The organism is Pseudarthrobacter xylosi (assembly GCF_055412765.1).
The window spans coordinates 731,843-756,552 of sequence record NZ_JBVAYT010000001.1 but is presented as its reverse complement, the minus strand read 5'-3'; the positions used below and the strand labels follow the sequence as shown (position 1 = coordinate 756,552).

Here is a 24,710-nt window from a genome sequence, read left to right as displayed (position 1 = left end):
CATGAAATCCAGTCCCCAACACAGCGCGAGGGTTCCGTTTTGGCTTCGCTGGCTCCTTCCCGTTTTGTTGGTGCTCACATGGCTGGCCATCGCCGGGGTGGGCGGACCCACATTCGGCCGGCTCGACGAGGTCTCCTCGAATGACCAGGCTTCCTTCCTGCCGGCCAGCGCCGAAGCCACCGCGGCGCAGGACTGGCAGGCGAAGTTCCGTGATTCAGACGAAGTCCCGGCCGTCATCGTTATCGAAAACGACGCCGTCATCAGCCCCGCAGGGCTCGGCGACCTGGCCGCCCTGAAGACCGGGCTGGAGGGCCTGGAACTGGGCAGCGCCGTGATCGGACCCATCCCGTCGGAGGACGGCAAAGCGGTCCAGTTCATCGCCCCGATCGGGTCCTCCGGCGAGCTGAAGGAATCTGTCCAGGAATTGCGGAACTTCCTGGCGGAAGCAACTCCCGAGGGCATGCAGACCTTCGTCACCGGCCCTGCCGGACTGACGGCAGACCTGGTCAGCGCCTTTGCCGGCATCGACGGGATCCTGCTCCTGGTGGCACTCGGTGCGGTCTTCCTGATCCTGCTGACCGTCTACCGTTCACTCCTCCTGCCCATCGCTGTGCTGCTCACCTCCGTCTTTGCGTTGTGCGCCGCCATCCTGCTGGTGTTCGGCATGGCCAAGCTCGGCTGGATCCAGCTGAGCGGCCAGAGCCAGGGCATCCTGTCCATCCTGGTGATCGGCGCGGCCACGGACTATGCGCTGCTGTATGTGGCGAGGTTCCGCGAAGCCCTGACCCACACACGCAACCGGACCGACGCCGTGCTGACCGCGTGGAAGGCGTCGTTCGAGCCCATCCTGGCTTCCGGCGCCACCGTCATCATCGCCTTGCTGTGCCTGCTGTTCTCTGACCTGAACTCCAACAAGGCCTTGGGCCCCGTTGCGGCGGCGGGCATTTTTTGCTCGCTGTTCGCCGCGCTGACCCTCCTGCCCGCCCTGATGGCGCTCCTGGGCCGTGCGGCGTTCTGGCCTTTCCGTCCCAAGCTGGTTCCGGCAGGTGAGCGCGCGCCGGAGCTGGTCACCGGCCTGGAGGGGCAGAAGGGTATCTGGCGGGCCACGGGTTCCCTGGTTTCCCGCCGCCCGCGCACGGTCTGGGTCGCGTCGGTCCTGCTCCTGCTCGTGGCCTCCACCGGGGTGTTGCAGCTGAAGGCCAACGGTGTGCCGCAGACCGACGTCATCCTCACCGCGTCCAATGCGGTGAACGGCCAGGACGCGCTGGCGCGGCATTTTGACGCCGGCAGCGGCAGCCCCGCCGTCGTCATTGCGGATGAAAGCAAAGCCGATCAAGTGCTGGCAAAGGTCAAAGCGGCCGACGGCGTAGGGGACGCCTACCTCCTGGCTGAAGGCAGTGTGCCGATCACCGGCGCCCCCGGGACTCCGAGCGCGCCGGACGTCCACGAAGGCAAGGTGCTGATCAACGCCACGCTCAACTACGCCGCGGATTCCATCGAGGCGGAGGACGCGGTCAAGGCGCTGCGCGAGGAAACTAAAACGATCGACGCCGGCGCGTTGGTAGGCGGCGTGACCGCCACTGCGCTGGACACCAACACCACCGCCCAGCGCGACCTGGTGATCATCATCCCCATCGTGCTGGCGGTCATCCTGTTCATTCTGATGCTGCTGCTTCGCTCCGTCGTGGCGCCGGTCCTGTTGGTGCTGTCGGTGGTGCTGTCTTACGGCGCGGCCATGGGAGTGTCGGCGCTCGTGTTCAATAACGTCCTCGGTTTCCCCGGCGCCGACGCCACCGTGCCGCTCTTCGGGTTTGTGTTCCTGGTTGCCTTGGGCGTGGACTACAACATCTTCCTGATGAGCCGGGTGCGGGAGGAGTCGCTGAAGCACGGGACCCGGCCGGGCATCCTGCGCGGGCTCGGCGTGACCGGCGGCGTGATCACCTCGGCCGGCGTGGTGCTGGCCGCCACGTTCGCCGCGCTGGGTGTCATTCCCATCATGTTCCTGGTGCAGCTCGCCTTCATTGTGGCGTTCGGCGTGCTCCTGGACACCGTGCTGGTGCGCTCGCTGCTGGTCCCCGCGCTGGCGTACGACATCGGCCCGCGCATCTGGTGGCCCGGCAAGCTGGGCCGCCCGGAGCTGGATGCTTCGGAGCTCCGGGACGACGAATCCCGTCAACCCGAGTCAGCGAGTGCCGGCCGCCGCTAGGTGTCCTATGCCTGCGCGCGCCACCATGCCACCGTGGCCGCGGCCGCCTCGGGCAGGGGTGTCGGGCGGAGCCCAAAGGCAGCCTCGGTGGCCGCGGAGTCCATAACAAACGGCTGCTCGAACTGGTAGAGCATTTCGGCAACTTCGCGGAAGTCTTTCGAGAACACGCCCATGGCACGGAGCGCCCAGCCGGGTATGGCCGCTATCTTCGGCGCCTGTACTCCGCCGGCCTCGGTGAATGCTGTGGCCAGCTGCCGCTGCGTGACTGCCCGACCCGTGGGCGCGTGCCACACCTTGTTCCACAGCGAGGGCGTCTCCGCGGCATGGATCATCGCCGCGGCCAGGTCCGGGACGTAGGTGAACGAATGGGGCTGGTCGGTGCTCCCGATAACCCACAATTTCTTGCCGGCCAGCACGGTGGGGACCACACGCTCGCCGCCATGCGAGATTCGCACCCGGGGTCCAAAGAAATCGCCGGCAACCACGCTGACAGTGCTGGTGGGCGAGACGTCCCGTGCGTGCAGCAGTTTCGTCCGGACACCCCGCTTGCCGCCGTCGGCGGTCCGTGGTCCCGCTTCTTTCATGGGTCGCTGCGGTTCGCTGTACGAGTAGAGGCTTTCGGGGAAGACGACGACGGCGCCTGCCTCGCCTGCCGCCGCCAGCACCGTTTGCTCCGCAGCCGGCAGTTCCGCCTGCCAGGCATTCGCGGTGTAGGAGGAGCCGTGGATGCAGTGAAAGACGGCCATTGCGCCCGCGAAGGCGTCCCGCAGTTGGACGGCATCCTGGACGTCCGCTTTCACACGCTCCACCAGCGCATGCTCCGGGCCGCTGCCGGAACGGGTGAGGATCCTGACCTTCTTCCCCTGCTCCGCGAGTTGCTCTGCGACCGTCCAGCCCACGGGGCCGGCTCCGGTAACAACATAGACGTCGTTCATGACTTCTCCTCAAGGAATTTCCACTAGAGAGCACTGCTCTCCAATAAGCGTGCGCTTCGGCCGGGAAACTGTCAAGAGCAGTGATCTCAATTGTTGACACTGCTCTGACTTGTGCCATGCTGGACCAATGAATGACCCTGCCGCGGTTGCGGAAACCACCCTTCGGACGCCGCGGGAGCGCGCACGGGCCCAGACTATTGCTGACATCGTCCGGCTGGGCAGGAAGCATCTGGCAACGCAGGGCGCGGCAGCCCTGTCCCTCCGCGCCGTGGCGAGGGACCTAGGTGTTGTCTCGTCCGCCGTCTACCGTTACGTGGCCAACCGGGACGAGCTCCTCACGCTGCTTTTGGTGGACGCCTACGGCGAACTCGGCGACGCCGTGGATGCCGCCGTGAACGCATTGCCGGAGCGCGACTTTGCCGGCAGGTTCAAGGCGCTGGGCCGGGCCGTCAGGATCTGGGCGCTGCGGGAGCCGGCGCGCTACGCGCTCCTGTTTGGCAGTCCGGTGCCGGGGTACCAGGCCCCCGCGGGCCAGACCACAGCCCCGGGGACGCGGGTGATCTACCGCCTCATTGGCATTCTGGACGGCGCCTACCGAGCAGGCGAGCTGACGACGGCCGTGGCGCGCACCGCCGTCGTACCTTCCGCCCTGTCCGCTGATCTGGAATTGATCCGCAGCGAACTCGGGCTCGCCATGCCGGACGTACTCCAGGCGAACGGCGCCCTTGTGTGGACGTCACTTTTCGGGGCGGTGAGTTTCGAGGTCTTTGGCCAATATGGGGCGGACACTTTCCGTGCCCGCGATGAACTCTTTGAGCACCACCTCACCGTCCTCGCGGGGGTGGCGGGGCTCGGCCTCTGACGGAAACCCGCGCGACGCCGCCGGAGTCTGCACTGCCCCTGTTTAGCTCGCTTCCGGCTGGGTAGACTCCAAATGCGCCCGGATGGACGCGGGAACTCGAAGGAGAGATCACGTCATGAGTGAGAACGCCGCACCTGAAGAAGACCGCCGCAAGGCCAGCACCGAACCCGGTATGGAGGGCGAAGGTGACCAGTATGAGGAGGCCGACTTCGGCGAGGCCGGCGTCGGCGGCGCGGAAAACCAGCCCGCGGAGGGCGATTATTCGGAAGGCGATTACGGCGAGGCCGGCGTCGGCGGCACGGGGAGCCAGCCCGAGGAGGGCGACTATCCGGAAGGCGACTACGGCGAGGCCGGGGTTGTGGGCGGCGCGGAGAACCAGCCCGAGGAGGGTGACTATCCCGAAGGTGACTACGGCGAGGCGGGCTCAGTTGACAGTGCCCGCGAGGTGGAAGTGGACAAGGACAAGAACCCGTAGCGGCCGTTCACGCACAGCGAACTACTGCCCGGGAAGCGGAATTTTCGGCCTGAAAACCCCGTGAATACAAGGGATTGCCTGGCGGTACCGCTACCTAGAAATCCAAAGTTGAGCGGACTACGCTCAACTTTGGATTGACATCTCTGGCGCCATGAGTAAAGTTGAGTGCAGAACGCTCAACACTCGGGCGCCAGCAAGTTTCCAAGGAAAAGAAGGAAGCAACACATGTCACGTGCAGTAGGTATCGACCTCGGAACCACTAACTCCGTCGTCTCCGTTCTCGAAGGTGGCGAGCCCACCGTAATTGCCAACGCCGAGGGTGGCCGCACCACGCCGTCCGTCGTTGCATTCTCCAAGTCCGGCGAGGTCCTGGTCGGCGAAATCGCCAAGCGCCAGGCCGTCAACAACATCGATCGCACCATCGCTTCCGTCAAGCGCCACATGGGCACTGACTGGTCCGTTGGCATCGATGACAAGAAGTACACCGCGCAGGAAATCTCTGCCCGTGTGCTCATGAAGCTGAAGAACGACGCCGAGTCCTACCTCGGTGAGAAGGTCACCGACGCCGTGATCACCGTTCCGGCCTACTTCAACGATGCCGAGCGCCAGGCCACCAAGGAAGCCGGCGAAATCGCGGGCCTGAACGTCCTGCGCATTGTCAACGAGCCCACCGCGGCAGCACTGGCCTACGGCCTGGACAAGGGCAAGGAAGACGAGCTCATCCTGGTCTTCGACCTCGGCGGCGGCACGTTCGACGTCTCCCTGCTCGAAGTGGGCAAGGACGAAGACAACTTCTCCACCATCCAGGTCCGCTCCACCGCAGGCGACAACCGCCTCGGCGGCGACGACTGGGACCAGCGCGTTGTGGATTACCTGCTGAACCAGCTCAAGGTCAAGGGCATCGACCTGTCCAAGGACAAGATCGCCCTGCAGCGCCTCCGCGAAGCCGCAGAGCAGGCCAAGAAGGAACTCTCTTCTTCAAGCAGCACCAACGTTTCGCTCCAGTACCTCTCCGTCACCCCCGACGGCCCGGTCCACCTGGACGAGCAGCTGACCCGCGCCAAGTTCCAGGACCTCACCAAGGACCTGCTGGAGCGCACCAAGAAGCCGTTCCACGACGTCATCAAGGAAGCCGGCATCAAGCTTTCCGAGATCGACCACATCGTCCTCGTTGGCGGATCCACCCGTATGCCCGCCGTCTACGACCTGGTCAAGGAACTGGCCGGCGGCAAGGAGCCGAACAAGGGCGTCAACCCGGATGAAGTTGTAGCCGTTGGCGCAGCACTCCAGGCCGGCGTTCTCAAGGGCGAGCGCAAGGACGTCCTGCTGATCGACGTCACCCCGCTGTCCCTCGGCATCGAAACCAAGGGTGGCGTGATGACGCACCTGATCGAGCGCAACACCGCCATTCCCACCAAGCGGTCCGAGACCTTCACCACGGCTGATGACAACCAGCCGTCCGTGGCCATCCAGGTCTTCCAGGGCGAGCGCGAGTTCACCCGGGACAACAAGCCGCTGGGCACGTTCGAGCTGACCGGCATCGCGCCGGCTCCGCGCGGCGTCCCGCAGGTCGAGGTCACCTTCGACATTGACGCCAACGGCATCGTCCACGTCTCCGCGAAGGACAAGGGCACCGGCAAGGAACAGTCCATGACCATCACCGGCGGCACCGCGCTCTCCAAGGAAGACATTGACCGCATGGTCAAGGACGCCGAGGAGCACGCGGCCGAGGACAAGGCCCGCCGCGAGGCGACCGACACCCGCAACACCGCCGAGCAGCTCGCCTACTCCGTGGACAAGCTGATCGCCGACAACTCCGACAAGCTGCCTGACGAGGTCAAGACCGAGGTCCAGGCCGACGTCGACGAGCTCAAGAAGGCCCTCGAAGGCACCGACGACGCCGCCGTGAAGACCGCGTTCGAGAAGCTCCAGGCTTCCCAGACCAAGCTCGGCGAAGCCATCTACGCTCAGGCCGGTTCGCCGGACGGTGCCACCGGTGCCGCAGGTGCCGAAGGCTCCACCGCCGGTGACAAGACGGGTTCTGCCTCGGGCGAAGAAGACATCGTCGACGCCGAGATCATCGACGAAGACGAAGCGAAGAAGTAGCCATGCCGCACCACGGTAACGAGGAAGAGCACAACTCTTCACCAGACCAGGGCGGTGGCCACCAGGAGCCGGTCATCCGGGACAACCGCAAGGTTGATCCGGTGACCGGTCAGGCCCGGCACCCGGAGGGCGAGCAGCCCGCTGACGCGCCGAAGGGCGAGTCGCCGGTGGGCGAGTCTGTGGACAGCGACGGCGATGCACTCGCCCAGGCCGAGGAAATCCTCAACGGCATCGAGGTGCCGGCCGAGGAATCGGTGGCGCAGGGTGCAGGACAGGCTGAAGCCGCCGAGCTGAAGAACGATCTCCTCCGCCTCCAGGCTGAATACGTCAACTACCGCAAGCGCGTTGAGCGCGACCGGGCCGTGGCAGGGGAGATGGCCGTCATCGGCGTCCTGAACTCCCTGCTTCCGGTACTTGACGACGTCGACGCTGCCCGCCAGCACGGTGACCTGACCGACGGCCCGTTCGCCGCGATCGCCACCAAACTGGAGAACGCGCTGAAGACGTACGGCCTGGTCCGCATAGATGAGACCGGAGTGGAGTTCGATCCCACGATCCACGAGGCCCTCATCCAGCAGCCCGGCGAAGACATCGAGGTTGACACCGTCAGCCAGGTACTCCGCTCCGGCTACAAGTCAGGCGAGCGTGTGCTGCGCGCAGCGCAGGTCATCGTCGCTGTTCCGGCCTGATCCTCACCAATGCGCTACGCCGGATATGGGGCGGTGCCCGCTTCGCGGTGCCCTCCACACCGCCGCCCCATATCCGGCCTCCGCGCTGGCGGTTGTCTCGCCTAAGGTGAGATGACGACACAGCTCGTCGCGGAGAGCTCCGTAAGCACAGAACTAGAAAGGAAACGCCATTGGCTAGCCAGGATTGGGTGGACAAGGACTTTTACGCGATCCTTGGTATCGCCAAGGACGCTTCCGACGCCGACATCAAGAAGGCGTACCGGAAACTTGCCCGCCAGCACCACCCGGATACAAACTCGGGGGACGCTGCGTCGGAGAAGAAGTTCAAGGACATCTCCGAGGCCTACTCGGTGCTGTCTGATCCGGATGAGCGCCAGCAGTATGACGCCATCCGTGCCATGGGTGGAGGCGCCAGGTTCGCTCCCGGCGGGGCTGGCGGCGGCAACGGTGGCTTCGAGGACATGTTCGGCGGCCTGTTCACCGGCGGTGCGGGGCGTCAGCCCGGCGGCTTCAACTCGTCCGGCGGGATCCCGCCCGAGTTCGCTGACCTGTTTGGCGGCGGCGGCTTCGGCGGCCAGACCGGCTTCCAGCGTCCGCCTTCGAAGGGAGCCGACCGTACGGCGACCACCAGCATTTCCTTCTCGGGGTCCATCCGCGGCACCACCATCGGCCTGCGCGAACCCAGCGGTGACGTCATTGACGTCCGCGTTCCCGCCGGCATCAAAGACGGCCAGAAAGTGCGCGTCCGCGGCAAGGGCCAGCCAGGGCCTGCGGGCAACGGCGACCTGATGGTGGCCGTGTCCGTCAAGCCCCACGAGTTTTACACGCGCGACGGCGACAACCTGCGCATCCATGTCCCGGTCACCTTCCCTGAAGCTGCTTTGGGCGCCGACATCCAAGTCCCCACGATCGACGGCGAGACCGTGAAGGTCCGTGTTCCGGCCGGCACACCCTCGGGGCGCACGCTCCGGGTCAAAGGCCACGGCGTGAAGACCTCCAAAGTCACCGGCGATCTTCTGGTGACCATCGACGTCGCGATTCCGAAGAACCTGAACAAGGAAGCCGAAGCAGCCGTGAAGGCCTTTGCCGAAGCCACCGCCGATGCCGATGTCCGTGAAGGCCTGGCCGCCAAGGCCCGGCTGTAAGTAACGGAGCAGACCGTGGACATCAGCGCTGACCAGCCGATCTTCGTGATCTCCGTCGCGGCTGAACTGGCGGATATGCACCCGCAGACGCTCCGGCAGTATGACCGGCTGGGCATTGTCTCGCCCAGCCGGGCGCCGGGGAAGTCGCGCCGCTATTCGCAGCGGGATATCAACATGCTGCGCGAAGTCCAGAGGCTGTCCCACGAAGGCGTCTCGCTCGAAGGCATCAAACGCATTCTTGAGCTCGGAAACCAGGTGGCCGCGCTCCAGCGCAGGGTGAGCGAACTGACCGAGGAGCTGGGCCGCCGTCGTGATCCCCTTGATTCGCGGATCTTCGCGGCCGGTGCCGCCGGCGACGTGGTGAGCCTTGCCCGCGGCCAGCGCCCCCGCGCGCGATCCCAGGCCGTGGTGGTCTGGCGGCCCAGGGCGCTGGGAAACTAGAGTACCCACTACTCGTGACCGGACCGCCGCCACTGGCTTGAATGGAACTTCAGCTGGGTCTCACAGCGCAAGTTCGAGCCTCTGGGGGTTTTCGCGTGTTTGGTTCTTCAGTCGTTATGTTCGCAGGGTCAAGTGTTGGGCTGATCCTACTTGCCATCGGTCAGACCGTCGTGGTGGTGTGCGTGTGCTTTGACATGGTGCGGGCGCTGTCCGTGCCGAGGTCGCACCGGCGCTATGTGGCCAGCACGGTCTTCCGGACGCTGGCCGTTCCGGCCATCATCTCTGCCGGAATGAGCGTGCTGATCGACGCGCTGGCCTGGTCCTGGATGGACGTTGGTATGTCGATGTTCGTGATGGTGGCGATCATCTTCCGCCTGCACCACGACAAGGACGAGGACAACTGGTGGAAGGGCAAGGGCACAAAACTCGCCCGCTGGGCCCGCCGCCAATTCAGCTCCGGTACGTCGGCAGCGCCGGCGATGGGCTAGCGGCTCCGGCGGTCCCCAACTCACGGTCCCCGGCTCACGGTCGCACGGGCGGGTTGTGGCTTGCATCACGGACGAGTAGAATTCCACTTCAGCATGTTTATTCGTATATGGAACATCAAGTTCTATTATTGAACTCAATGCCAGCCAGCCAAACAACGAAGTGAGGAAAGCCCGTGCAGTTCCACCACCACGGTTACGTATCCGGTGACCCGCGGGTTCAGCCGGCCGCCGGCGTCGGTTTGGACCGGCCCGCCGAGCTTCCCGACGAAGTGGACGTGCTCATCGTGGGCACCGGTCCCGCGGGCATGCTCGCCGCGGCCCAGCTTTCCCGGTTCCCCGGCGTCACCACGCGCATCGTGGAGCGCCGCGCCGGGCGGCTCGTCATCGGCCAGGCGGACGGCATCCAGGCCCGCAGCGTCGAGACTTTCCAGGCCTTCGGTTTCGCCGAGCGCATCATCGCCGAGGCGTACCGCATCACCGAAATGGCGTTCTGGAAACCGGACCCCGCTGACCATTCCCGGATCGCCCGCGCGGCCCGCACGCCGGATGACCCCACAGGCATCAGCGAGTTTCCGCACCTCATCGTCAACCAGGCCCGCGTGCTGGACTACTTCGCCGAGTACATGGCCAACGCACCAGCGCGGATGTCGCCCGACTACGGCTTTGAGTTCGGCAGCCTCGAGGTCGGCGACGGCGACTACCCCGTCACCGTAACGCTCGTCCACGCGTCAGGACCTGACGCGGGCCAGGAGCGCGTTGTCCGGGCCAAGTACGTCGTCGGCGCGGACGGCGCACGCAGCAAGGTGCGCGAATCGATCGGCTGCACCATGGCCGGCGACCAGGCCCATCACGCGTGGGGCGTCATGGACGTCCTCGCCGTCACGGACTTCCCCGACATCCGCACAAAATGCGCCATCCAGTCCGGGGCGGGAGGCAGCATCCTGCTGATCCCGCGCGAAGGGGGCCATCTCTTCCGCATGTACGTTGACCTCGGCGAGGTCGCGCCGGAGGACCGCGGGGCCGTGCGCAGCACCACCATCGAGCAGATCATCGGCCACGCGAACACCATCCTGCACCCCTACACCCTGGACGTCCGCAACGTCGGCTGGCACAGCGTGTATGAGGTGGCCCACCGCCTCACGGACAGGTTCGACGACGTCCTGCCGGACCAGCGCGGGACGCGCACCCCCCGCGTGTTCATCACCGGCGATGCCTGCCACACGCACAGCGCCAAGGCAGGCCAGGGCATGAATGTCTCCATGCAGGACGGTTTCAATCTCGGCTGGAAGCTCGGACATGTGCTCGAGGGCCGTAGCCCGGAAAGCCTGCTGTCCACCTACTCGGAGGAGCGCCAGGTGGTGGCGAAGAACCTGATCGACTTCGACAAAGAGTGGTCCACCATGATGGCGAAGAAACCCGAGGAGTTTGCGAACCCCTCCGAGCTGGAGGACTTCTACGTCAGCACCGCCGAGTTCCCCGCGGGCTTTATGACCCAGTACACGCCGTCCATGGTCACCGCAGAACCGGTGCACCAGCACCTGGCCGCCGGCTTCCCCATCGGGAAGCGGTTCAAGTCCGCGCCCGTGGTGCGGGTGTGCGACGCCAACCCGATGCATCTCGGCCACCACGCCACGGCGGACGGCCGGTGGCGCATCTACATCTTCGCCGACCCGGCAGCACCCGATACGGCGCCGCCGCCCACAGGACCACCGACGACGAGACACTCGACGGCGGGACCGCAGGCGCCGCCGTCGTCCGTCGACGACTTCGCCGAGTGGATCGCGAACTCGCCCGAATCGCCGCTGGCCGCGACGCCGTCGGGCGCTGATCGTGACGCATGGTTCGACGTGAAGGTCATCTACCAGCAGGACCACACCAGTATTGATATCGGTGCCGTTCCCGCGGCCTTCAAACCGTCAGTCGGACCGTTCCAGCTGACGGACTACGAGAAGGTCTACGCTACCGATCCCGCCGCTGACATCTTCGAGCTCCGCGGCCTGGACCGCGGCGGCGTGGTGGTGGTGGTGCGACCGGACCAGTACGTGGCCAACGTCCTGCCGTTGGGCGCGACGGCGGAACTCGCCGCGTTTTTCGCCCCGCTCTTCCCTCGCCGTGAGAAGGGGTATCTGCCTAACGAGGCATGACCGGGGAAGCTTTGGTCCGCGGCCTGATTCGCTGACCGGGTTTCAGGCCGTGACTGTCTGCGCGGTCCGGAACTCGGCAGCCGGATAGACACCCAGGATGCGGACTTCGGTGGTGAAGAAGTCCAGCTCCTCAAGGGCCAGGCGCAACGGCACGTCCTCGGGGTGGCCTTCGACGTCCACCATGAACATCGTGGCGGCGAATTCGTCGCCCACCATGTAGCTCTCCAGCCGCGTCATGTTCACGCCATTGGTGGCGAACCCGCCCAGCGCCTTGAACAGCGCCGATGGGACGTTCCTGACGCGGAACACAAAACTGGTCACCGCCGGTCCGGGCAGTTCTTCCCGGGTTGGCAGTTCCTTTTCCCGCGCCAGGACCACAAAGCGGGTGGTGTTGGACGGGTTATCCTCGACCCGTGACGCCAGCACCTCGAGGCCGTAGATCTCGGCCGCGAGCGGAGGAGCGAGGGACAGCTTGGTGGGGTCGTTCCACTCCCGGACCTCCCGGGCGGATCCTGCAGTGTCCCCGGCGATGACAGGACGCAGCCCGGCCTCCCGGATCAGGCGGCGGCACTGGCCCAGGGCGTGGATGTGGCTGTGGACCTCGGTGGCCGCCTCGATGGTGCTGCCCGGAATGCCCAGCAGGTCAAAATGGATGGGCAGGAAGAACTCGCCCACGATCTGCAGGTGCGATTGGGGGAGCAGGATATGGATGTCCGCCACCCGGCCGGCGATCGAGTTCTCAATCGGGATCATCGCCAGCTCTGCCTCACCGCCGGAGACCAGCTCGAAGGCGTCCTCGAAGCTGGCGCAGGGAACGCTTTCCAGCTGGGGGAACATCTGCATGCACGCGATATTGGAGTTGGCGCCGGGCTCACCCTGGTACGCAATCTTCTGGGCCATGGTCCGTATGCTTTCACGGCTGGTGCCCACCGCCCAACCCGCCCGCAGTAATATCGCCATTCGGGCGGAGAAACCGATTGCGACTGCCGCAAAAAGTTCAGTAACGGCAATCGTTGGTACCATGCTGAGTTGAACATTCAATGATTTTGAGGAGGCGGCGGCGTGGACGCTCGGCTTGAGGCCATCCGGAATACGGTACTGACGAGGAACCCCGGTGAAGCTGAATTCCACCAGGCGGTGACCGAGGTTTTTGAGAGCCTTGGCCCTGTCCACGACCGGCACCCCGAGTTGCTTGAAGCCGCCATCCTGGAGCGCCTTTGCGAGCCCGAGCGCCAGATCATCTTCCGCGTTCCGTGGACCGACGACTCCGGCCGCGTGCAGATCAACCGCGGCTTCCGCGTTGAATTCAACTCCGCCCTCGGCCCCTACAAGGGCGGCCTGCGGTTCCACCCCTCCGTCTACCTGGGCATTGTGAAGTTCCTGGGCTTCGAGCAGATCTTCAAGAACGCCCTCACCGGCATGCCCATCGGCGGCGGCAAGGGCGGCGCGGACTTCGATCCCCGCGGCCGCAGCGATGCCGAAGTGATGCGCTTCTGCCAGTCCTTCATGACCGAGCTCTACCGGCACATCGGCGAGTACACGGACGTGCCGGCCGGTGATATCGGCGTCGGCGGCCGTGAAATCGGGTACCTCTTTGGGCAATACAAGCGCATCACCAACCGCTACGAATCCGGCGTCCTCACCGGCAAGGGCATGTCCTGGGGCGGCTCGCTGGTGCGGCCGGAAGCCACCGGCTATGGCACCGTCATCTTCACCCAGGAGATGCTGAAGACCCGTGGTTCGTCCTTCGACGGGCAGCGCGTGGTGGTGTCAGGTTCCGGCAACGTGGCCATCAACGCCATTGCCAAAGCGCAGACGCTCGGTGCCAGCGTGGTGGCTTGCTCCGACTCTTCCGGCTACATCGTGGATGAGGCGGGCATCGACGTCGCGCTTCTTCGCGAGGTCAAGGAAGTAGAACGCGGGCGCCTCAAGGATTACGCAGTGCGCCGTCCCGGCGTTTCCTATGTGGAAGCCGGATCGGTGTGGGATGTCGACGCGACGGTGGCGCTGCCGTGCGCCACGCAGAACGAGCTCGACGGCGATGCTGCCGCGCGGTTGGTGCGCAACGGCGTGGTCGCCGTCGGCGAAGGCGCCAACATGCCCTCCACCCGTGGCGCCGTCTCCGTGTTCCAGGATGCCGGTGTGCTGTTCGGGCCGGGCAAGGCCGCGAACGCAGGCGGCGTGGCGACGTCGGCGCTTGAGATGCAGCAGAACGCCAGCCGCGACTCCTGGTCCTTCGAGCACACCGAACAGCGGCTCACCGAGATCATGGTGGGCATCCACCACCGCTGCGCTTCAACCGCGGACGAATACGGCGACCCCGGCAACTATGTGCTGGGCGCCAACATTGGCGGCTTCGTCAAGGTGGCTGACGCGATGCTTGCGCAGGGGCTTATCTAGCGCTCACCCCACACTGGCGCTAATAGCGGCCACCGACCCAGCAAGGGTGGGTGGCCGCTTGCGTTGTTCCAGTATCCGTCTCCCTGAATCCAAAGTTCGTTTGAGTTACCCGTGAAACTCGCGTGCCCGTGAGTGAAACGTCGATTTAACCAGCTAGAAACCCATCGCGGAACTGCAGCCATACAGTTGGAACCAGACGGCAATAGCTGCCCTCCAATGAACGTGGAACTGACTCCGCGTCCCTCCTCTGGAGCGGCTCTGACGGCAATTCCCGTTCTCTCTTCGCATCACGAAAGGGGTTTCCCATGGATTCGGGAAATGTCGCTTGGATTCTGGCCAGCTCAGCGCTGGTCTGTATGATGATCCCTGCCCTGGCCCTGTTTTACGGGGGCATGGTGGGGTCTCGTCGCATTCTCAACATGATGATGATGTGCTTTGGCGGCGCGAGCCTGGTGGCGGTACTCTGGGCGCTCTTCGGCTATTCCATGGCCTTCGGAAACTCCGTGGGCGGCCTCGGACTCATCGGGGACATCACGGAATTCCCGGGCATGGGACAGTTGCTCGCCGCAGACGAGGCAGCCTCCATTCCGGTGGTCCTGTTCGCCGCCTTCCAACTGTTCTTCGCCTGTGTCACCACGGCCCTGGTTGCGGGAGCGGCAGCCGGACGGATGAAGTTCGGCGCCTGGATGCTGTTTGCCGGAATCTGGGCAACCATCGTCTACTTCCCCATCGCACACTGGGTGTTCGCTTTCTCCTCTGCTGACGGCAGCGTCACGGGCGGCTGGATTGCCAGCGGCATCAAAGCAATCGACTTCGCCGGTGGAACCGCCGTGCACATGAACGCCGGCGCCGCGGCGCTTGCACTGGCACTCGTGCTCGGCAAGAGCTCCGGCTGGCCCAAGATGGAGCACACCAAGCCGCACAGCCGGCCGCTTGTGCTCGTGGGCGCGGGGCTGCTCTGGGTGGGCTGGTTCGGCTTCAACGCAGGCTCCGCACTCTCGGCCGGGCAGTCCGCCTCCGTCGTATTCCTGAACACCGCGGTGGCAGCTTCTGCCGGGCTCCTCGCCTGGGCGCTGGTTGAGCGACTCCGCCACGGCGCAGCCACCAGCATGGGCGCGGCATCCGGCCTGATCTCGGCCCTGGTTGCCATTACGCCTGCTTGCGGCGCGGTCAGCCCGCTGGGTGCACTGGCCATCGGCGCCATCGCCGGTGCCGTCTGCTCCCTCGCCATCGAACTGAAGTTCCGCCTGGGCTACGACGATTCGCTCGACGTCGTTGGCGTTCACCTCGTGGGCGGCATCATCGGCACCTTGCTGATTGGCCTGTTCGCCACGGATGCGGCTCCGAACGGAGTGAGCGGCCTCTTCTATGGCGGCGGCCTTGAGCAACTGGGTATCCAGGCAGTGGCCACAGTTGCCGTTCTGGTCTACTCGTTTGGCGTCACCTGGATCCTGGCCAAGATTCTCGATCGCATCGTCGGCCTGCGAATCAAGCCCGAAGACGAAATGCGCGGTATCGACATCGCAGCGCACTCGGAACTTGCTTACCTCACTGATGAAGATCCGGTGGAGCTCGGTTCGCCGCAGCGGGCCTGACAACCAGTGGGGCCTGAACTCAAATAGATCTGCCCGGGCGGCGCCCATTGGCGCCGCCCGGCGGGAGGCCGGCTAAGGGCCGAACATCGGACCGGTGTCAGCAGCCGCTGGCTTATAGTTCCGTAGTTCGGCCTTTTGTCGTGCCGGCCTCGATACCCTGTTCTCAAGCCCTGGCTTCGGAGGCTTCGGCGTCAGGTGTTTGTGCAGACGAGGTTGCCGTTGTGAACTTCCAGAACGGCCGCCCGGACGTGGCTGAGGTGGGTCTTAGGGTCTGCTGCCATGGCGTCAATATCCTCGCCATTCCAGTGCGGATGTGTGAAGTAAATGATCAGGGCTCGTTCCTTGCCGTCCGCCGCGGCGTCCAGCGGCACAACGTCCGCGTGCCGTCCTGCTACTGGACCGCCGTCGGCCGTTTCAGGAGCCGTCAGGATGAGGCCGTCAAGGTACTTCTGCCGGGTCCAGCCACCTGAGGCATCTTCAGAACGGTAGACCGCCTGGCCGCGCCATTCGTCCACGATCATCCAGAACTGGCCTCCGAGCTTGAAGACTTTGGGTCCTTCGTGCGGGCGCCCGCCGATGGTCAGGCCTTCAAGAACCCACGACGTCGGATCGGCAGGCGTGCTGGTTACCGCGCTGTACGTGTTGGATCCGCGGGCCTCGTCCTTGTACCAGAGCCGATGCAGACCGTCTCCGCATAGGGCCACAGCCGCGTCAATGACGCGAGGGGAGTCCAGATCAATAGGCCCCAGGTGTTCCCAGGTAACCAGGTCCCGGCTGGCGAGCTGGACGATAGAGGCGGTGCCGGTCCAGTCCGTACGGACGCCGCCGAGCACCGTCAGGTACATGATCCACTGGTCGCCGATCCGGACGACGTCGGGCGCCCATAGCGTGGCAGGAAGCTCAATTCCCGGCGGAACCAGTCCGTCCAGCGTTCCTTGATACGCCCAAGTGAGGCCGCCGTCGGATGAGCGGGCCACTCCAATGGCCGTGCCGTGGACCCACTCGACGCCGGTCAGCCCGGGTTCCGTGGCCCGTCGCTGCGTGTAGAAGAGCACCCAATCGCCGGTCAAGTGGTCGGGCACCAGGATGGGGTCCGTGGGGCCGTCCCAGATGGGATCCCGGTACGGAGTCCTGAAGGCATCAGCGCTGAGTGACGCGACGTTGGATGGTGCAGGTTCACGGATTGAATCTGAAGCGGCGGCTTCGGTGCGCACGGGAATCTCCAGGTGGATGCGAAGTCAGAATTCCCTACATCCTATGCGGGAAAGTGCTTTCCCGCAGCTGCTTGCCGGCTGCTTCCCGGCTGCGTGACAGGGCTCGGCCAGTGCGTGACAGTTAGCCAGTGCGTGACAGGGCTTAGCCAGTGTTAGCGCAGGGGGCTGGAGGTGCCGCACCGGCCGCGGTCTGATGTGTCAGCCAGAGGAAATCGGGTACGCATGGGAAAGGTGCCGGCTCTGCTTCGTGGAGGCGGCGCAGCCATTTCGGCTCCGGCTCTGGGTCTGCCGGCAGATGGCTTTTGGGCAGGGCGGGGCCAGGTTCCTTATGGGGGAGCTGGTTCACTATCTGGTTTGGCCAGATGGGTGGTTCCCAGTCGGGGTGTTCGCTGGCGTAGTGGCGGCCTGTGGGTGAAATCCAGCCGGGTGGTTCGGAGGAACTCGCCGTGCTGGGTTTCCAGGGTGTGGTGTGTTTAAGCCGGTGGTGCTTGGGGCAAGGCTGACCGAGATTGCTGATCCCGGTGGTGCCGCCCTGGTGCCAGGCGAGGAGGTGGTCGGCTTCGTTGTCCAGGGACTGGTTACTGCAGCCGGGGAACGGGCACTTCCCATCCCGCAATCTAAGCCATTGGCGCATCGCTTTGGGTATCCGGTAGCTGTCACGGCCGATTTCCAGCGGTGCTCCGTCGCGGGGGTCGGTCAGGACGCGGTGGAATGAATCGGCGCCGTCGGCAATCAGCTGGCGGGCCATGGATGGCGGAATCGGGCCGTAGCCATCGAGCATCGCGGGTTCATCGGTCAAACCCATCAGCGCGAAGACAGGCACGGTCACGAGGACCTGGGCCTTGGGTGACGGGATCAGATCGGTGTGCCCGCCCAGAAGCCAAGCCGCGGCATTGTCGGCGCGGAGTTGGGTGAGGGTCCGGGACTCGCTTGGTCCCTGCAGGGCGCGGGCGGCGGTGGTGGCGCGGTCCCAGATCCCGGAGGCCTGATCGGCAGGCAGGTAGGCGGAGAGCCAGGCCATGCCGTCCCGGTCCGGAGAGTACTCCAGCCGCCGGTCCGCCGCGCTGCGGGTGTGGCGTTTTTCGATGCTGTCCGGGTGGTGGCGTTCGCGCCAGGTCCGGGCTTTGGCGCGGAACCGGGACGGGATCATCTCCCCGGCCGGGTTCCGCGCCGGGTTGGGCGCGCCCGGGTCCAGGAAATGCGCTTCCAACGCCCGAGCACCCACGGCGTCCAGGTTGAGGGTTTCGTCGGCAATGATCCGGGCGTGCTGCCACGAAATGGTCCCTGCTTCCAGGGCGGCCAGCGTCAAAGGCAGAGCGGTGGTCAGGCGGTGTGCGTCGCCCAGCAGCGCGTCACCCGCGCGTTCACTGACGGTCATTGCGCAGGCGACCTCGGCCACGATGCCCATGTCCTGGGCGGTCTGCTCCTGAGGGGAAGTGATGGGGGCCGCGATGGTCTGGGCAGCCTCGTCGTAACCGCTGGCGGCATGGACCTTCACGGCAGCGAACTTGGCTTCCATCCCCACGGTCCCTGACAGGACGGTCAGGCAAAGCTCAGCCTGCCAGCGAGCCAAGTCAGCGGCCGGATCCGCAGCCGTCCCTCGAAGCACCCCGGCCAGCTGCAAAGCAGAGGCCGCGATGGTCTCCAGGATCTCTGCCGCTGCCGTGTTGTCCATATCTCCATCATGACGAGGGGGTACGACATTTAAGGGTGACAGACCCCACACCCCGGCATGACAGGTGAGAATGTCCCGCGCCAGTAGCGTGTTCATCTCCGCCGTACTCCTGAAGGACATAACCATCAACCGCTCCGCCGCCACCAAAACACTGATGCTGTTCACCACTCTGCTTCTCGCCAGCGCCCTCACCGGCTGTGACGCCGCAGCCCAGGCCGCAACGCAGGCCGCAAACGAGGTGGCCGAAGCTCTCAGGGAAGCACCGCCGTCGGGCAACTCCGGCGAATCATCTGTGAGCCCAGCCGACGTGGCAACGGCCCTCGCCCAGCTGGAAACCATCCCGGTGAAGGGGCGTGCCCCCAAGACCGGCTACACCCGCGAGGAATTCGGCCCCGCGTGGGCCGACGTCGACCGAAATGGTTGCGACACCCGAAACGACATCCTCGCCAGGGACCTCGAAGGTGAGACGTTCAGGCCCGGTACACAGAACTGCGTCGTTGCCACCGGTACGCTGGCCGACAGGTACACCGGCACAACCATCAACTTTGTCCGCGGCAACACCACCAGCTCCGCCGTCCAGATCGACCACCTCATCGCCCTCAGCGACGCCTGGCAGAAGGGCGCCCAGCAGCTCAGTGCCGAACAGCGCAGGCAGCTGGCCAACGATCCCCTGAACCTGATGGCTGCAGACGGGCCTGCCAATAGCGCCAAGGGCGACAAGGATGCGGCCACCTGGCTCCCGCCAAACAAGGCGTTCCGGTGCGAGTACGTAGCCCGCCAGACGGCCGTGAAGGCCAACTACAGCCTGTGGGTCACCCAGGCGGAGCACGACGCGATCGCCGGTATCCTGACAGCCTGCAGTTAGGCTTGACCGCGTTCAGTCCTTGAACAGGCCAGCGAGGTCCTCAGCCGTGATCGAACCGCTGGACAGGGCGTCGCCCTCCATCACATCCGCGAACAGCTGCGACTTCCGGGCTTTCAGAGCCATGACCTTTTCCTCGATCGTGTCCTTGGCCACCAGCCGGTAGACCATCACGTTCCGAGCCTGCCCGATCCGGTGCGTCCGGTCCACTGCCTGCGCCTCCGAGGCTGGATTCCACCAGGGATCCAGCAGGAACACGTAGTCGGCCTCCGTCAGGTTCAGGCCAAAGCCGCCGGCCTTCAGCGAAATCAGGAACACCGGCGCGGTGCCGTTCTTGAATTCGTTCACGACGTCGGTACGGTTCCGGGTGCCGCCGTCGAGATAGCAGAACTCGATCTTCTCCTCCACAAGCCGCTCCCGGACCTTACCCAGGAAGCCGGTGAACTGGCTGAAGATCAGCGCCCGGTGGCCCTCGGCCACCAAGTCCTCAAGCTGCTCAAACAGCACGTCCAGCTTCGAAGAGCGGACGCCTGACAGCGACGGATCCACCAAGGACGCGTCCAGGCTGAGCTGACGCAGCAGGGTCAGGGACTGGAAAATGGTGAACCGGTTCTTGTTCGCGTCCTCGATCAGGCCCAGGATCTTCTGCCGCTCGCGCTGCAGGTGCGTCTGGTAGATCTTCTGGTGGCGCGGGTTCAGGACCACCTCAAGGATCTGCTCCTGCTTCGGCGGCAAGTCCTGGATGACCTGGTCCTTGGTGCGGCGCATCATGAGCGGACGGACCCGACGGCGGAGCTTGTCCAGCTGCCCCTTGTCGCCGTTCTTTTCCACCGGCTTCTGGTAGTACTCGGCGAACCGCTTGGGGCTGGAGAACAGGCCAGGCGCCACGATGGACGTCAGCGCCCAGAATTCCATGAGGTTGTTCTCAAGCGGCGTGCCGGTGATGGCCAGCTTGAAGGCTGCGGGCAGCTTCCGGGCGCACTGGTAGGCCTTGGACTGGTGGTTCTTCACGAACTGGGCTTCATCCAGCACCAGCCCCGCCCAGGTTTTGGAGGCATAGGAGTCGTAGTCGATCCGGAACAGTGCGTAGGACGTAATCACGATGTCCGCGCCGGCGAGTTCAACGGCCGCATCCTGGCTGTTCTTGGCAAAGGTTTCGCTCACGATGCGAACCGTGAGGCCGGGAGCGAAGCGTGCGGCTTCCGCCGCCCAGTTGCCCACGACGCTGGTGGGGGCCACCACCAAAAAGGGAGTCCCGCCGTCGGGCGCTGGAACGTCGGGCGCAGGAATTGGCGCCCCGACAGAGTCAGCAGCCCCAGAGACAGAGGCAGCAGCCTCAGAGACAGAGTCAGCACCCGCAGAGACAGAAGCAGCCTGTTCCTTCGCGGCGCACATCAGGGCGAGGGCCTGCACGGTCTTGCCCAGGCCCATGTCGTCCGCGAGGATCCCGCCCAGGCTGTGCCGGTACAGGAAACTGAGCCAGTTGAAGCCCTCGAGCTGGTACGGCCGGAGCTCCGCATTGAGGGTGGGAGGCAGCGGCAGCCCGTTGATCCCGCCTTCGAGCAGGCCGCCCACGGCCTCACGCCAGGCTGCTGCCTGCTCGTCCACGATGCCGAGCTGCGCGAGCTCGTCCCAGAGCCCGGCCTGGAAGCGGCTGATCTGCAGCGGGGCGTCCTTGTTGTCCTGCAGCGAGCGCGCTTCCTCGATCAGGGCGCGCAGCTGGTGCAGTTCGGGGAGGTCCAGCGAGAAGTAGGCGCCGCTGGGGAGGAGCATCTTGGTCTGGCCCGCGGCCAGGGCGGAGAACACGGCGGCGAAGGAGACTGGCTGGCCCTCGAGCGAGATCTGGATGCCAAGGTCGAACCAGTCGCGCTGTTCCGTGGCCTTGGTGGAGATGGAAACCACCGGCGCTTCCTCGGCCTCGCGGTAGTCGGCGATGTCCCCGGCAGTGTCCACCGAAACGTCCGGCGCGTTCCGGAGCTCTGGCAGGACGTCCTCCGTAAACGCGAGTGTGTCCAGGCCGCTGAGTTCGGCGGACGCGGACAGGCGCGGCGTGCCCCAGCCACCGGTGGCCGATTCAGCCAGGGCCGGAACAACGTTCCACGGCTGGCCGATGCCCTCCAGGATGCGGGCCTCGGCGGTGTCGTCACGGTAGCCGTGGTCCCCGGGGTGACGCCACAGCGGTTGGGCCGTGACCAGGTTCCCGGACTTGTAGTGCCATTCCCAGTGCAGCCGGACCCGGTGGTCCGCGCCGTAGTTGGCCAGCAGGGAGAGGGTGGGGAGGGCCAGGGCGGGCAGCGCCACCGACTCATCTGTCGCGGTGACCCGGGCGGCCTGCTTGAGCTTTGGGTAGAAGCCGGTGAGGAAGCGTGTCTCGTCCTTCGCCGGGATATGCAGGGGGCTGCCGGCCGTCACGAAAGTCAGCAGTTCCTCGCTCAGCCCGTTTTCCAGCGGGGCCAGCGTGATCACGTTGTCCGCGGAAACACCGGGCAATGCCTCCCCGCCGGTGGTCAGGAAGATGCCGTGCGCCGGGCGGCCAATGGTCCCCACCGACCCCGGATCAACGTCTTCGCCCTCAACGGTGATGGTGGGCGAGAGCTCCAGCCCGCCGTCGTCGGCTGTTTCATTTGGGGACTGCCCCGCCGCAGGTTCGTGGCCGTAACGGCTCAAATTAAGCCCGACGGCGGCGGGGGACTCCGCGAGCCGCACCGGCTCAGTGCCGCGGCTGTGAACCAGGGCGAGGCCGATCTTTTTGGCGTCGGTGAGCAGGCTCCACATGTTCTTCCCGGCGAACGTGTTCAGCCCCAGCCACAGCGCGGAGGAGTTGTGGACCCGGTTGGCGGCGGCGGTGTGTGCGGCCAGGAATGCCTGCATCCACTCGATGTGCGCCTCGTTGCATTCGCGGCGGAAGTTCAGGTAGCTCAGGGTGTTCCAGGAGACGTCGCCGCGGATCCATTTGCCCTTGGCGCCCATGATCACGGGCCGGGCCTTGAGCTGGCGCACGCTGCGGAGCGGATCGCGGCGGCCTGTGTAGGAGAAGTGCGGCGCCGGTTCCTCGATCTCGAACTGGAGGGCCAGCGGGATGCCGCTGATGGACTGCGTGATGCCCGGCTGTGAAATGAGCGGGCTCAGTGCCTGCTCCCAGTCGGCCAGGTCCAGGCTGACGGGCTGGCGGGAAAGCCGGGAAACTTCAGCGGGGGCCAGGAGTTGGACGCGGATGGCCGGGTTGTCCTCGGCGGCGAACAGCAGCGCGGCCACGTGCTTGCAGTCCTTGCGGACAGGGCAGCTGCACACGCCCACGGTGCAGCTCCAGCCGCCCGATTTACGCACCAGCTTGGCCGTGGTGGAGTAAGGGACATCGGCACCTCCCCGGACCTTGCCCAGCATCAGCCCGGTGGCGGCGTCGAACGACATTCCGGAAACCCGGCTGCCCATGGCATACGCCAATCCGGCCGCGAGGGAACGGTCGTTAATGGCGGGGGTCTGTATTGCCAGTGCCGCACTCTCGTCCGGTTGGGATGGCATGGTGCGCGCTACTTTCAGCTGGCCACGGGGGTGCCGTGTCCGATCGGAGGTTATCTGCTTCATCTTAGTTCGCCCGGCGGGAGCCTGAAACTTCGCCTGACGTTCACTTCCGCCTCAACACACCGCCGCCCCCGCCGACGTAGCGTGAAAGTGTCCTGAGCAGCACCGAAGCATTCAGCAGTGAGGAATCCCATGACCATGAGCCAGAACCCTGTCGTCCTGACCAAGGCCAGCATCGATGCAGGCAGCGAGGAGGTCGTAGATGCCAACGTTCACGTGGTGAACGCCATGTACGGGAAACTGCTCGACGCCGGCGAGATCGCGCCCGCGGCGCTTGGCAGCTACTACGTGGACTTCTACGTCACGCAGTCCCTGGAGGGCGGCTTCGCCCAGTACGTGTTCACCGCGGACCGCGACGAAGTGGACCCGCTCATCCGCGAGGGCCTCGCCGGCATGGGCGCCACCGCCCACCTGGAGCTCTTCAACCGGACTGTTGCGGCGTTTGATGCCTTGTCCGACGAAGACGAAGAGCGCTACCTCGACGGCGACCTGGACACTGAGGAAGAGTCCAACGACGCCGTCCGCACCATCGAAGAGCTCGACGGCGAGTTTGAGGAACTGTTCGAAACCGAAAACATCACCGCCCTCAACGCCGCCTGGCTCCTGCGCCAGGAGGGCCTGCTGGTGCTCGACGAAGAAGAGCTTGACGCCTACATCGAGCGTCAGGTTGCGCTGATCCCCAACCTCGAGGAGCGCCAGGCCGCGGCGGACGAGGAAGCGCTGGAGGACGCCCCGGATTTCGAGGTCATCATCCGGGAACTGTGTGACATCGCCGGTTACACGCTGCAGAAGATCACCATGGGTGACCCCAACTACATGCACGACGGCGCGAAGACGCTGGCCTGGCATTTCACCACGGACCACGGCGACTTCATCATGGTGGAGGACGACGACGAGGCGTTCATGATCAACCCGGAGACCCAGGAAATCGTGGCGGCCGTTGAGTTCGAGGAAGCGGACGACGACGAGATGATCGACGCGTAGGACCCTCACCACGGTTGCGGGCCGGGTTCGTCGGAAGTTTCCGGCGACCCGGCCCGCCGTCGTTTCAACAGGTACCTGGGGCTGAAAGCCGGCCCTGGAAAAAAGAATTTTGGGCGGCGCCGTAACGTTCCCGGCCCGGCCAGCGATGTAGGGGGTGATGGGTTCCTCACGGAGCCGGATCTGAATTGTTCTCTAGGTTTTGGAGTGTCATATGTCGTTGTTCACTGTTCTCGCCACCAGCAAAATCGCCGCCGGAGTTCTCGCCGCAGGCACCCTGGCCGTCGGTGGAACCGGCGTCGCAGCTGTTTCCGGCGCCCTCCCGGCCGACGCACAGCAGACCGCCCACGAACTGCTCGGCGCCCCGGCCCCGAAGCTGGCCGCTGACGCCAACGAGTCCGCCTCCGCAAACGCCTCCGGCGATGCAGCTGTGACCGGCGAAGCAGCCGTCTCCGGCGATAAGGTCGCAGCCGAGGCCAACGCCTCCGCAGCCGCCGGCACCACAGCGGACGCAGCTGGTGCCGCAGCCTTGGGTCTCTGCACCGCCTTCACCAATGGTGGACTGAACGAAGCCTCCGAGGGCTTCTCGTCGCTGGTCATCGCCGCCGAGGGCGCTACCAACGTTGACGCCTTCTGCGCCGACGCTGTTGCCAAGGGTGCCGGTTCCGCTGACGCCGACGCTTCCGGCGAGGGCTCCGCCGCCGCCAAGGTTGAGCGCCCCGAGCTGCCCGCCGTGCCGGGCGTCCCCGCCGTGCCGGCAGTGCCCGCAGTTCCGGGTGTCGACGGCGTTCCTGCTGTTCCCGCCGTTCCTGCTGTTCCGGCCGCGCCCGGCGACGTTGTAGACGTTCCCGCCGTTTCGAACCGCTAGGACCTGCTCAGCTAGTGTGGATTGCGGGAACCGGCTCCGGAC

Annotated in this window: 19 protein-coding genes; 14 read left to right on the top strand and 5 right to left on the bottom strand. The window is 65.5% G+C overall.

Annotation, left to right across the window (positions count from 1 at the left end; all coding sequences use genetic code 11):
• Window position 1 precedes the first annotated feature (1 nt).
• Window positions 2–2,206 carry an MMPL family transporter gene (locus ACZY1F_RS03565; RefSeq protein ID WP_463940274.1) on the top strand — a complete coding sequence of 735 codons (2,205 nt, stop codon included), beginning with the start codon at window positions 2–4 and terminating at the stop codon, window positions 2,204–2,206.
• A gap of 5 nt (window positions 2,207–2,211) precedes the next feature.
• Here ACZY1F_RS03565 and ACZY1F_RS03560 read toward each other — a convergent pair whose 3' ends face one another.
• Entirely contained in the window at window positions 2,212–3,141 is a 930-nt protein-coding gene (locus tag ACZY1F_RS03560) for an NAD-dependent epimerase/dehydratase family protein (protein WP_463940273.1), read from the bottom strand.
• Between the two features lie 127 nt (window positions 3,142–3,268).
• Here ACZY1F_RS03560 and ACZY1F_RS03555 point away from each other — a divergent pair, with 127 nt between their 5' ends.
• The 8 genes from ACZY1F_RS03555 to ACZY1F_RS03520 all read left to right on the top strand — a co-directional run bounded on the left by ACZY1F_RS03555 (window position 3,269) and on the right by ACZY1F_RS03520 (window position 11,491).
• Window positions 3,269–4,003: a TetR/AcrR family transcriptional regulator gene (locus ACZY1F_RS03555; RefSeq protein WP_463940272.1), complete on the top strand. Its 735-nt coding sequence runs from the start codon at window positions 3,269–3,271 to the stop codon at window positions 4,001–4,003.
• A 115-nt stretch (window positions 4,004–4,118) separates the two neighbouring features.
• Window positions 4,119–4,478, top strand: coding sequence for a hypothetical protein (locus tag ACZY1F_RS03550; protein ID WP_463940271.1), 360 nt, complete (start codon window positions 4,119–4,121; stop codon window positions 4,476–4,478).
• A gap of 225 nt (window positions 4,479–4,703) precedes the next feature.
• A complete protein-coding gene (gene dnaK / locus ACZY1F_RS03545) occupies window positions 4,704–6,584 on the top strand; it encodes a molecular chaperone DnaK (RefSeq protein ID WP_463940270.1) in 1,881 nt (626 codons plus the stop codon).
• A gap of 2 nt (window positions 6,585–6,586) precedes the next feature.
• Window positions 6,587–7,273, top strand: coding sequence for a nucleotide exchange factor GrpE (locus ACZY1F_RS03540; RefSeq protein WP_463940269.1), 687 nt, complete (start codon window positions 6,587–6,589; stop codon window positions 7,271–7,273).
• 170 nt (window positions 7,274–7,443) lie between these two features.
• On the top strand, window positions 7,444–8,418 hold the full coding sequence (locus tag ACZY1F_RS03535) for a DnaJ C-terminal domain-containing protein (RefSeq protein WP_463940268.1): 975 nt from the start codon (window positions 7,444–7,446) through the stop codon (window positions 8,416–8,418).
• 15 nt (window positions 8,419–8,433) lie between these two features.
• The gene (locus tag ACZY1F_RS03530) at window positions 8,434–8,859 is read left to right on the top strand and encodes a heat shock protein transcriptional repressor HspR (protein ID WP_463940267.1); all 426 of its coding nucleotides are present in this window, start codon (window positions 8,434–8,436) and stop codon (window positions 8,857–8,859) included.
• 116 nt (window positions 8,860–8,975) lie between these two features.
• Window positions 8,976–9,347, top strand: a complete 372-nt coding sequence (locus ACZY1F_RS03525) for a hypothetical protein (RefSeq protein WP_463940395.1) — start codon at window positions 8,976–8,978, stop codon at window positions 9,345–9,347.
• A gap of 173 nt (window positions 9,348–9,520) precedes the next feature.
• Window positions 9,521–11,491: an FAD-binding monooxygenase gene (locus ACZY1F_RS03520; protein WP_463940266.1), complete on the top strand. Its 1,971-nt coding sequence runs from the start codon at window positions 9,521–9,523 to the stop codon at window positions 11,489–11,491.
• A 42-nt stretch (window positions 11,492–11,533) separates the two neighbouring features.
• Here ACZY1F_RS03520 and ACZY1F_RS03515 read toward each other — a convergent pair whose 3' ends face one another.
• The gene (locus ACZY1F_RS03515) at window positions 11,534–12,391 is read right to left on the bottom strand and encodes a prephenate dehydratase (protein WP_463940265.1); all 858 of its coding nucleotides are present in this window, start codon (window positions 12,389–12,391) and stop codon (window positions 11,534–11,536) included.
• A 162-nt stretch (window positions 12,392–12,553) separates the two neighbouring features.
• On the opposite strand from ACZY1F_RS03515, the gene gdhA reads away from it, so the two are divergent.
• Entirely contained in the window at window positions 12,554–13,891 is a 1,338-nt protein-coding gene (gene gdhA / locus ACZY1F_RS03510) for an NADP-specific glutamate dehydrogenase (protein WP_463940264.1), read from the top strand.
• 305 nt (window positions 13,892–14,196) lie between these two features.
• Window positions 14,197–15,486 (top strand): ammonium transporter, encoded by a 1,290-nt coding sequence (locus tag ACZY1F_RS03505; protein ID WP_463940263.1) that lies wholly within the window; start codon window positions 14,197–14,199, stop codon window positions 15,484–15,486.
• Window positions 15,487–15,677: 191 nt separating this feature from the next.
• Here ACZY1F_RS03505 and ACZY1F_RS03500 read toward each other — a convergent pair whose 3' ends face one another.
• A complete protein-coding gene (locus tag ACZY1F_RS03500) occupies window positions 15,678–16,700 on the bottom strand; it encodes a glycoside hydrolase family protein (RefSeq protein ID WP_463940262.1) in 1,023 nt (340 codons plus the stop codon).
• Between the two features lie 142 nt (window positions 16,701–16,842).
• Window positions 16,843–18,375 carry an HNH endonuclease signature motif containing protein gene (locus tag ACZY1F_RS03495; RefSeq protein WP_463940261.1) on the bottom strand — a complete coding sequence of 511 codons (1,533 nt, stop codon included), beginning with the start codon at window positions 18,373–18,375 and terminating at the stop codon, window positions 16,843–16,845.
• A gap of 70 nt (window positions 18,376–18,445) precedes the next feature.
• On the opposite strand from ACZY1F_RS03495, the gene ACZY1F_RS03490 reads away from it, so the two are divergent.
• Window positions 18,446–19,240, top strand: coding sequence for an HNH endonuclease family protein (locus ACZY1F_RS03490; RefSeq protein ID WP_463940260.1), 795 nt, complete (start codon window positions 18,446–18,448; stop codon window positions 19,238–19,240).
• 12 nt (window positions 19,241–19,252) lie between these two features.
• Here ACZY1F_RS03490 and ACZY1F_RS03485 read toward each other — a convergent pair whose 3' ends face one another.
• Window positions 19,253–22,759, bottom strand: a complete 3,507-nt coding sequence (locus ACZY1F_RS03485; RefSeq protein WP_463940259.1) for a DEAD/DEAH box helicase — start codon at window positions 22,757–22,759, stop codon at window positions 19,253–19,255.
• Between the two features lie 192 nt (window positions 22,760–22,951).
• Between ACZY1F_RS03485 and ACZY1F_RS03480 the strand changes: the two genes are divergently transcribed.
• Complete coding sequence (locus ACZY1F_RS03480) at window positions 22,952–23,803, top strand: DMP19 family protein (RefSeq protein WP_463940258.1); 852 nt, start codon at window positions 22,952–22,954, stop codon at window positions 23,801–23,803.
• A gap of 211 nt (window positions 23,804–24,014) precedes the next feature.
• On the top strand, window positions 24,015–24,668 hold the full coding sequence (locus ACZY1F_RS03475; RefSeq protein ID WP_463940257.1) for a protein tyrosine phosphatase: 654 nt from the start codon (window positions 24,015–24,017) through the stop codon (window positions 24,666–24,668).
• The last annotated feature ends 42 nt before the right edge of the window (window positions 24,669–24,710 follow it).

Coding starts and splice junctions, on each gene's coding strand:
- ACZY1F_RS03565 (WP_463940274.1), top strand. CDS start 2: ATGAAATCCAGTCCCCAACACAGCGCGAGGGTTCCGTTTTGGCTTCGC.
- ACZY1F_RS03560 (WP_463940273.1), bottom strand. CDS start 3,141: ATGAACGACGTCTATGTTGTTACCGGAGCCGGCCCCGTGGGCTGGACG.
- ACZY1F_RS03555 (WP_463940272.1), top strand. CDS start 3,269: ATGAATGACCCTGCCGCGGTTGCGGAAACCACCCTTCGGACGCCGCGG.
- ACZY1F_RS03550 (WP_463940271.1), top strand. CDS start 4,119: ATGAGTGAGAACGCCGCACCTGAAGAAGACCGCCGCAAGGCCAGCACC.
- dnaK (WP_463940270.1), top strand. CDS start 4,704: ATGTCACGTGCAGTAGGTATCGACCTCGGAACCACTAACTCCGTCGTC.
- ACZY1F_RS03540 (WP_463940269.1), top strand. CDS start 6,587: ATGCCGCACCACGGTAACGAGGAAGAGCACAACTCTTCACCAGACCAG.
- ACZY1F_RS03525 (WP_463940395.1), top strand. CDS start 8,976: ATGTTCGCAGGGTCAAGTGTTGGGCTGATCCTACTTGCCATCGGTCAG.
- ACZY1F_RS03515 (WP_463940265.1), bottom strand. CDS start 12,391: ATGGCCCAGAAGATTGCGTACCAGGGTGAGCCCGGCGCCAACTCCAAT.
- ACZY1F_RS03505 (WP_463940263.1), top strand. CDS start 14,197: ATGGATTCGGGAAATGTCGCTTGGATTCTGGCCAGCTCAGCGCTGGTC.
- ACZY1F_RS03495 (WP_463940261.1), bottom strand. CDS start 18,375: ATGGACAACACGGCAGCGGCAGAGATCCTGGAGACCATCGCGGCCTCT.
- ACZY1F_RS03490 (WP_463940260.1), top strand. CDS start 18,446: ATGTCCCGCGCCAGTAGCGTGTTCATCTCCGCCGTACTCCTGAAGGAC.
- ACZY1F_RS03485 (WP_463940259.1), bottom strand. CDS start 22,759: ATGCCATCCCAACCGGACGAGAGTGCGGCACTGGCAATACAGACCCCC.
- ACZY1F_RS03480 (WP_463940258.1), top strand. CDS start 22,952: ATGACCATGAGCCAGAACCCTGTCGTCCTGACCAAGGCCAGCATCGAT.
- ACZY1F_RS03475 (WP_463940257.1), top strand. CDS start 24,015: ATGTCGTTGTTCACTGTTCTCGCCACCAGCAAAATCGCCGCCGGAGTT.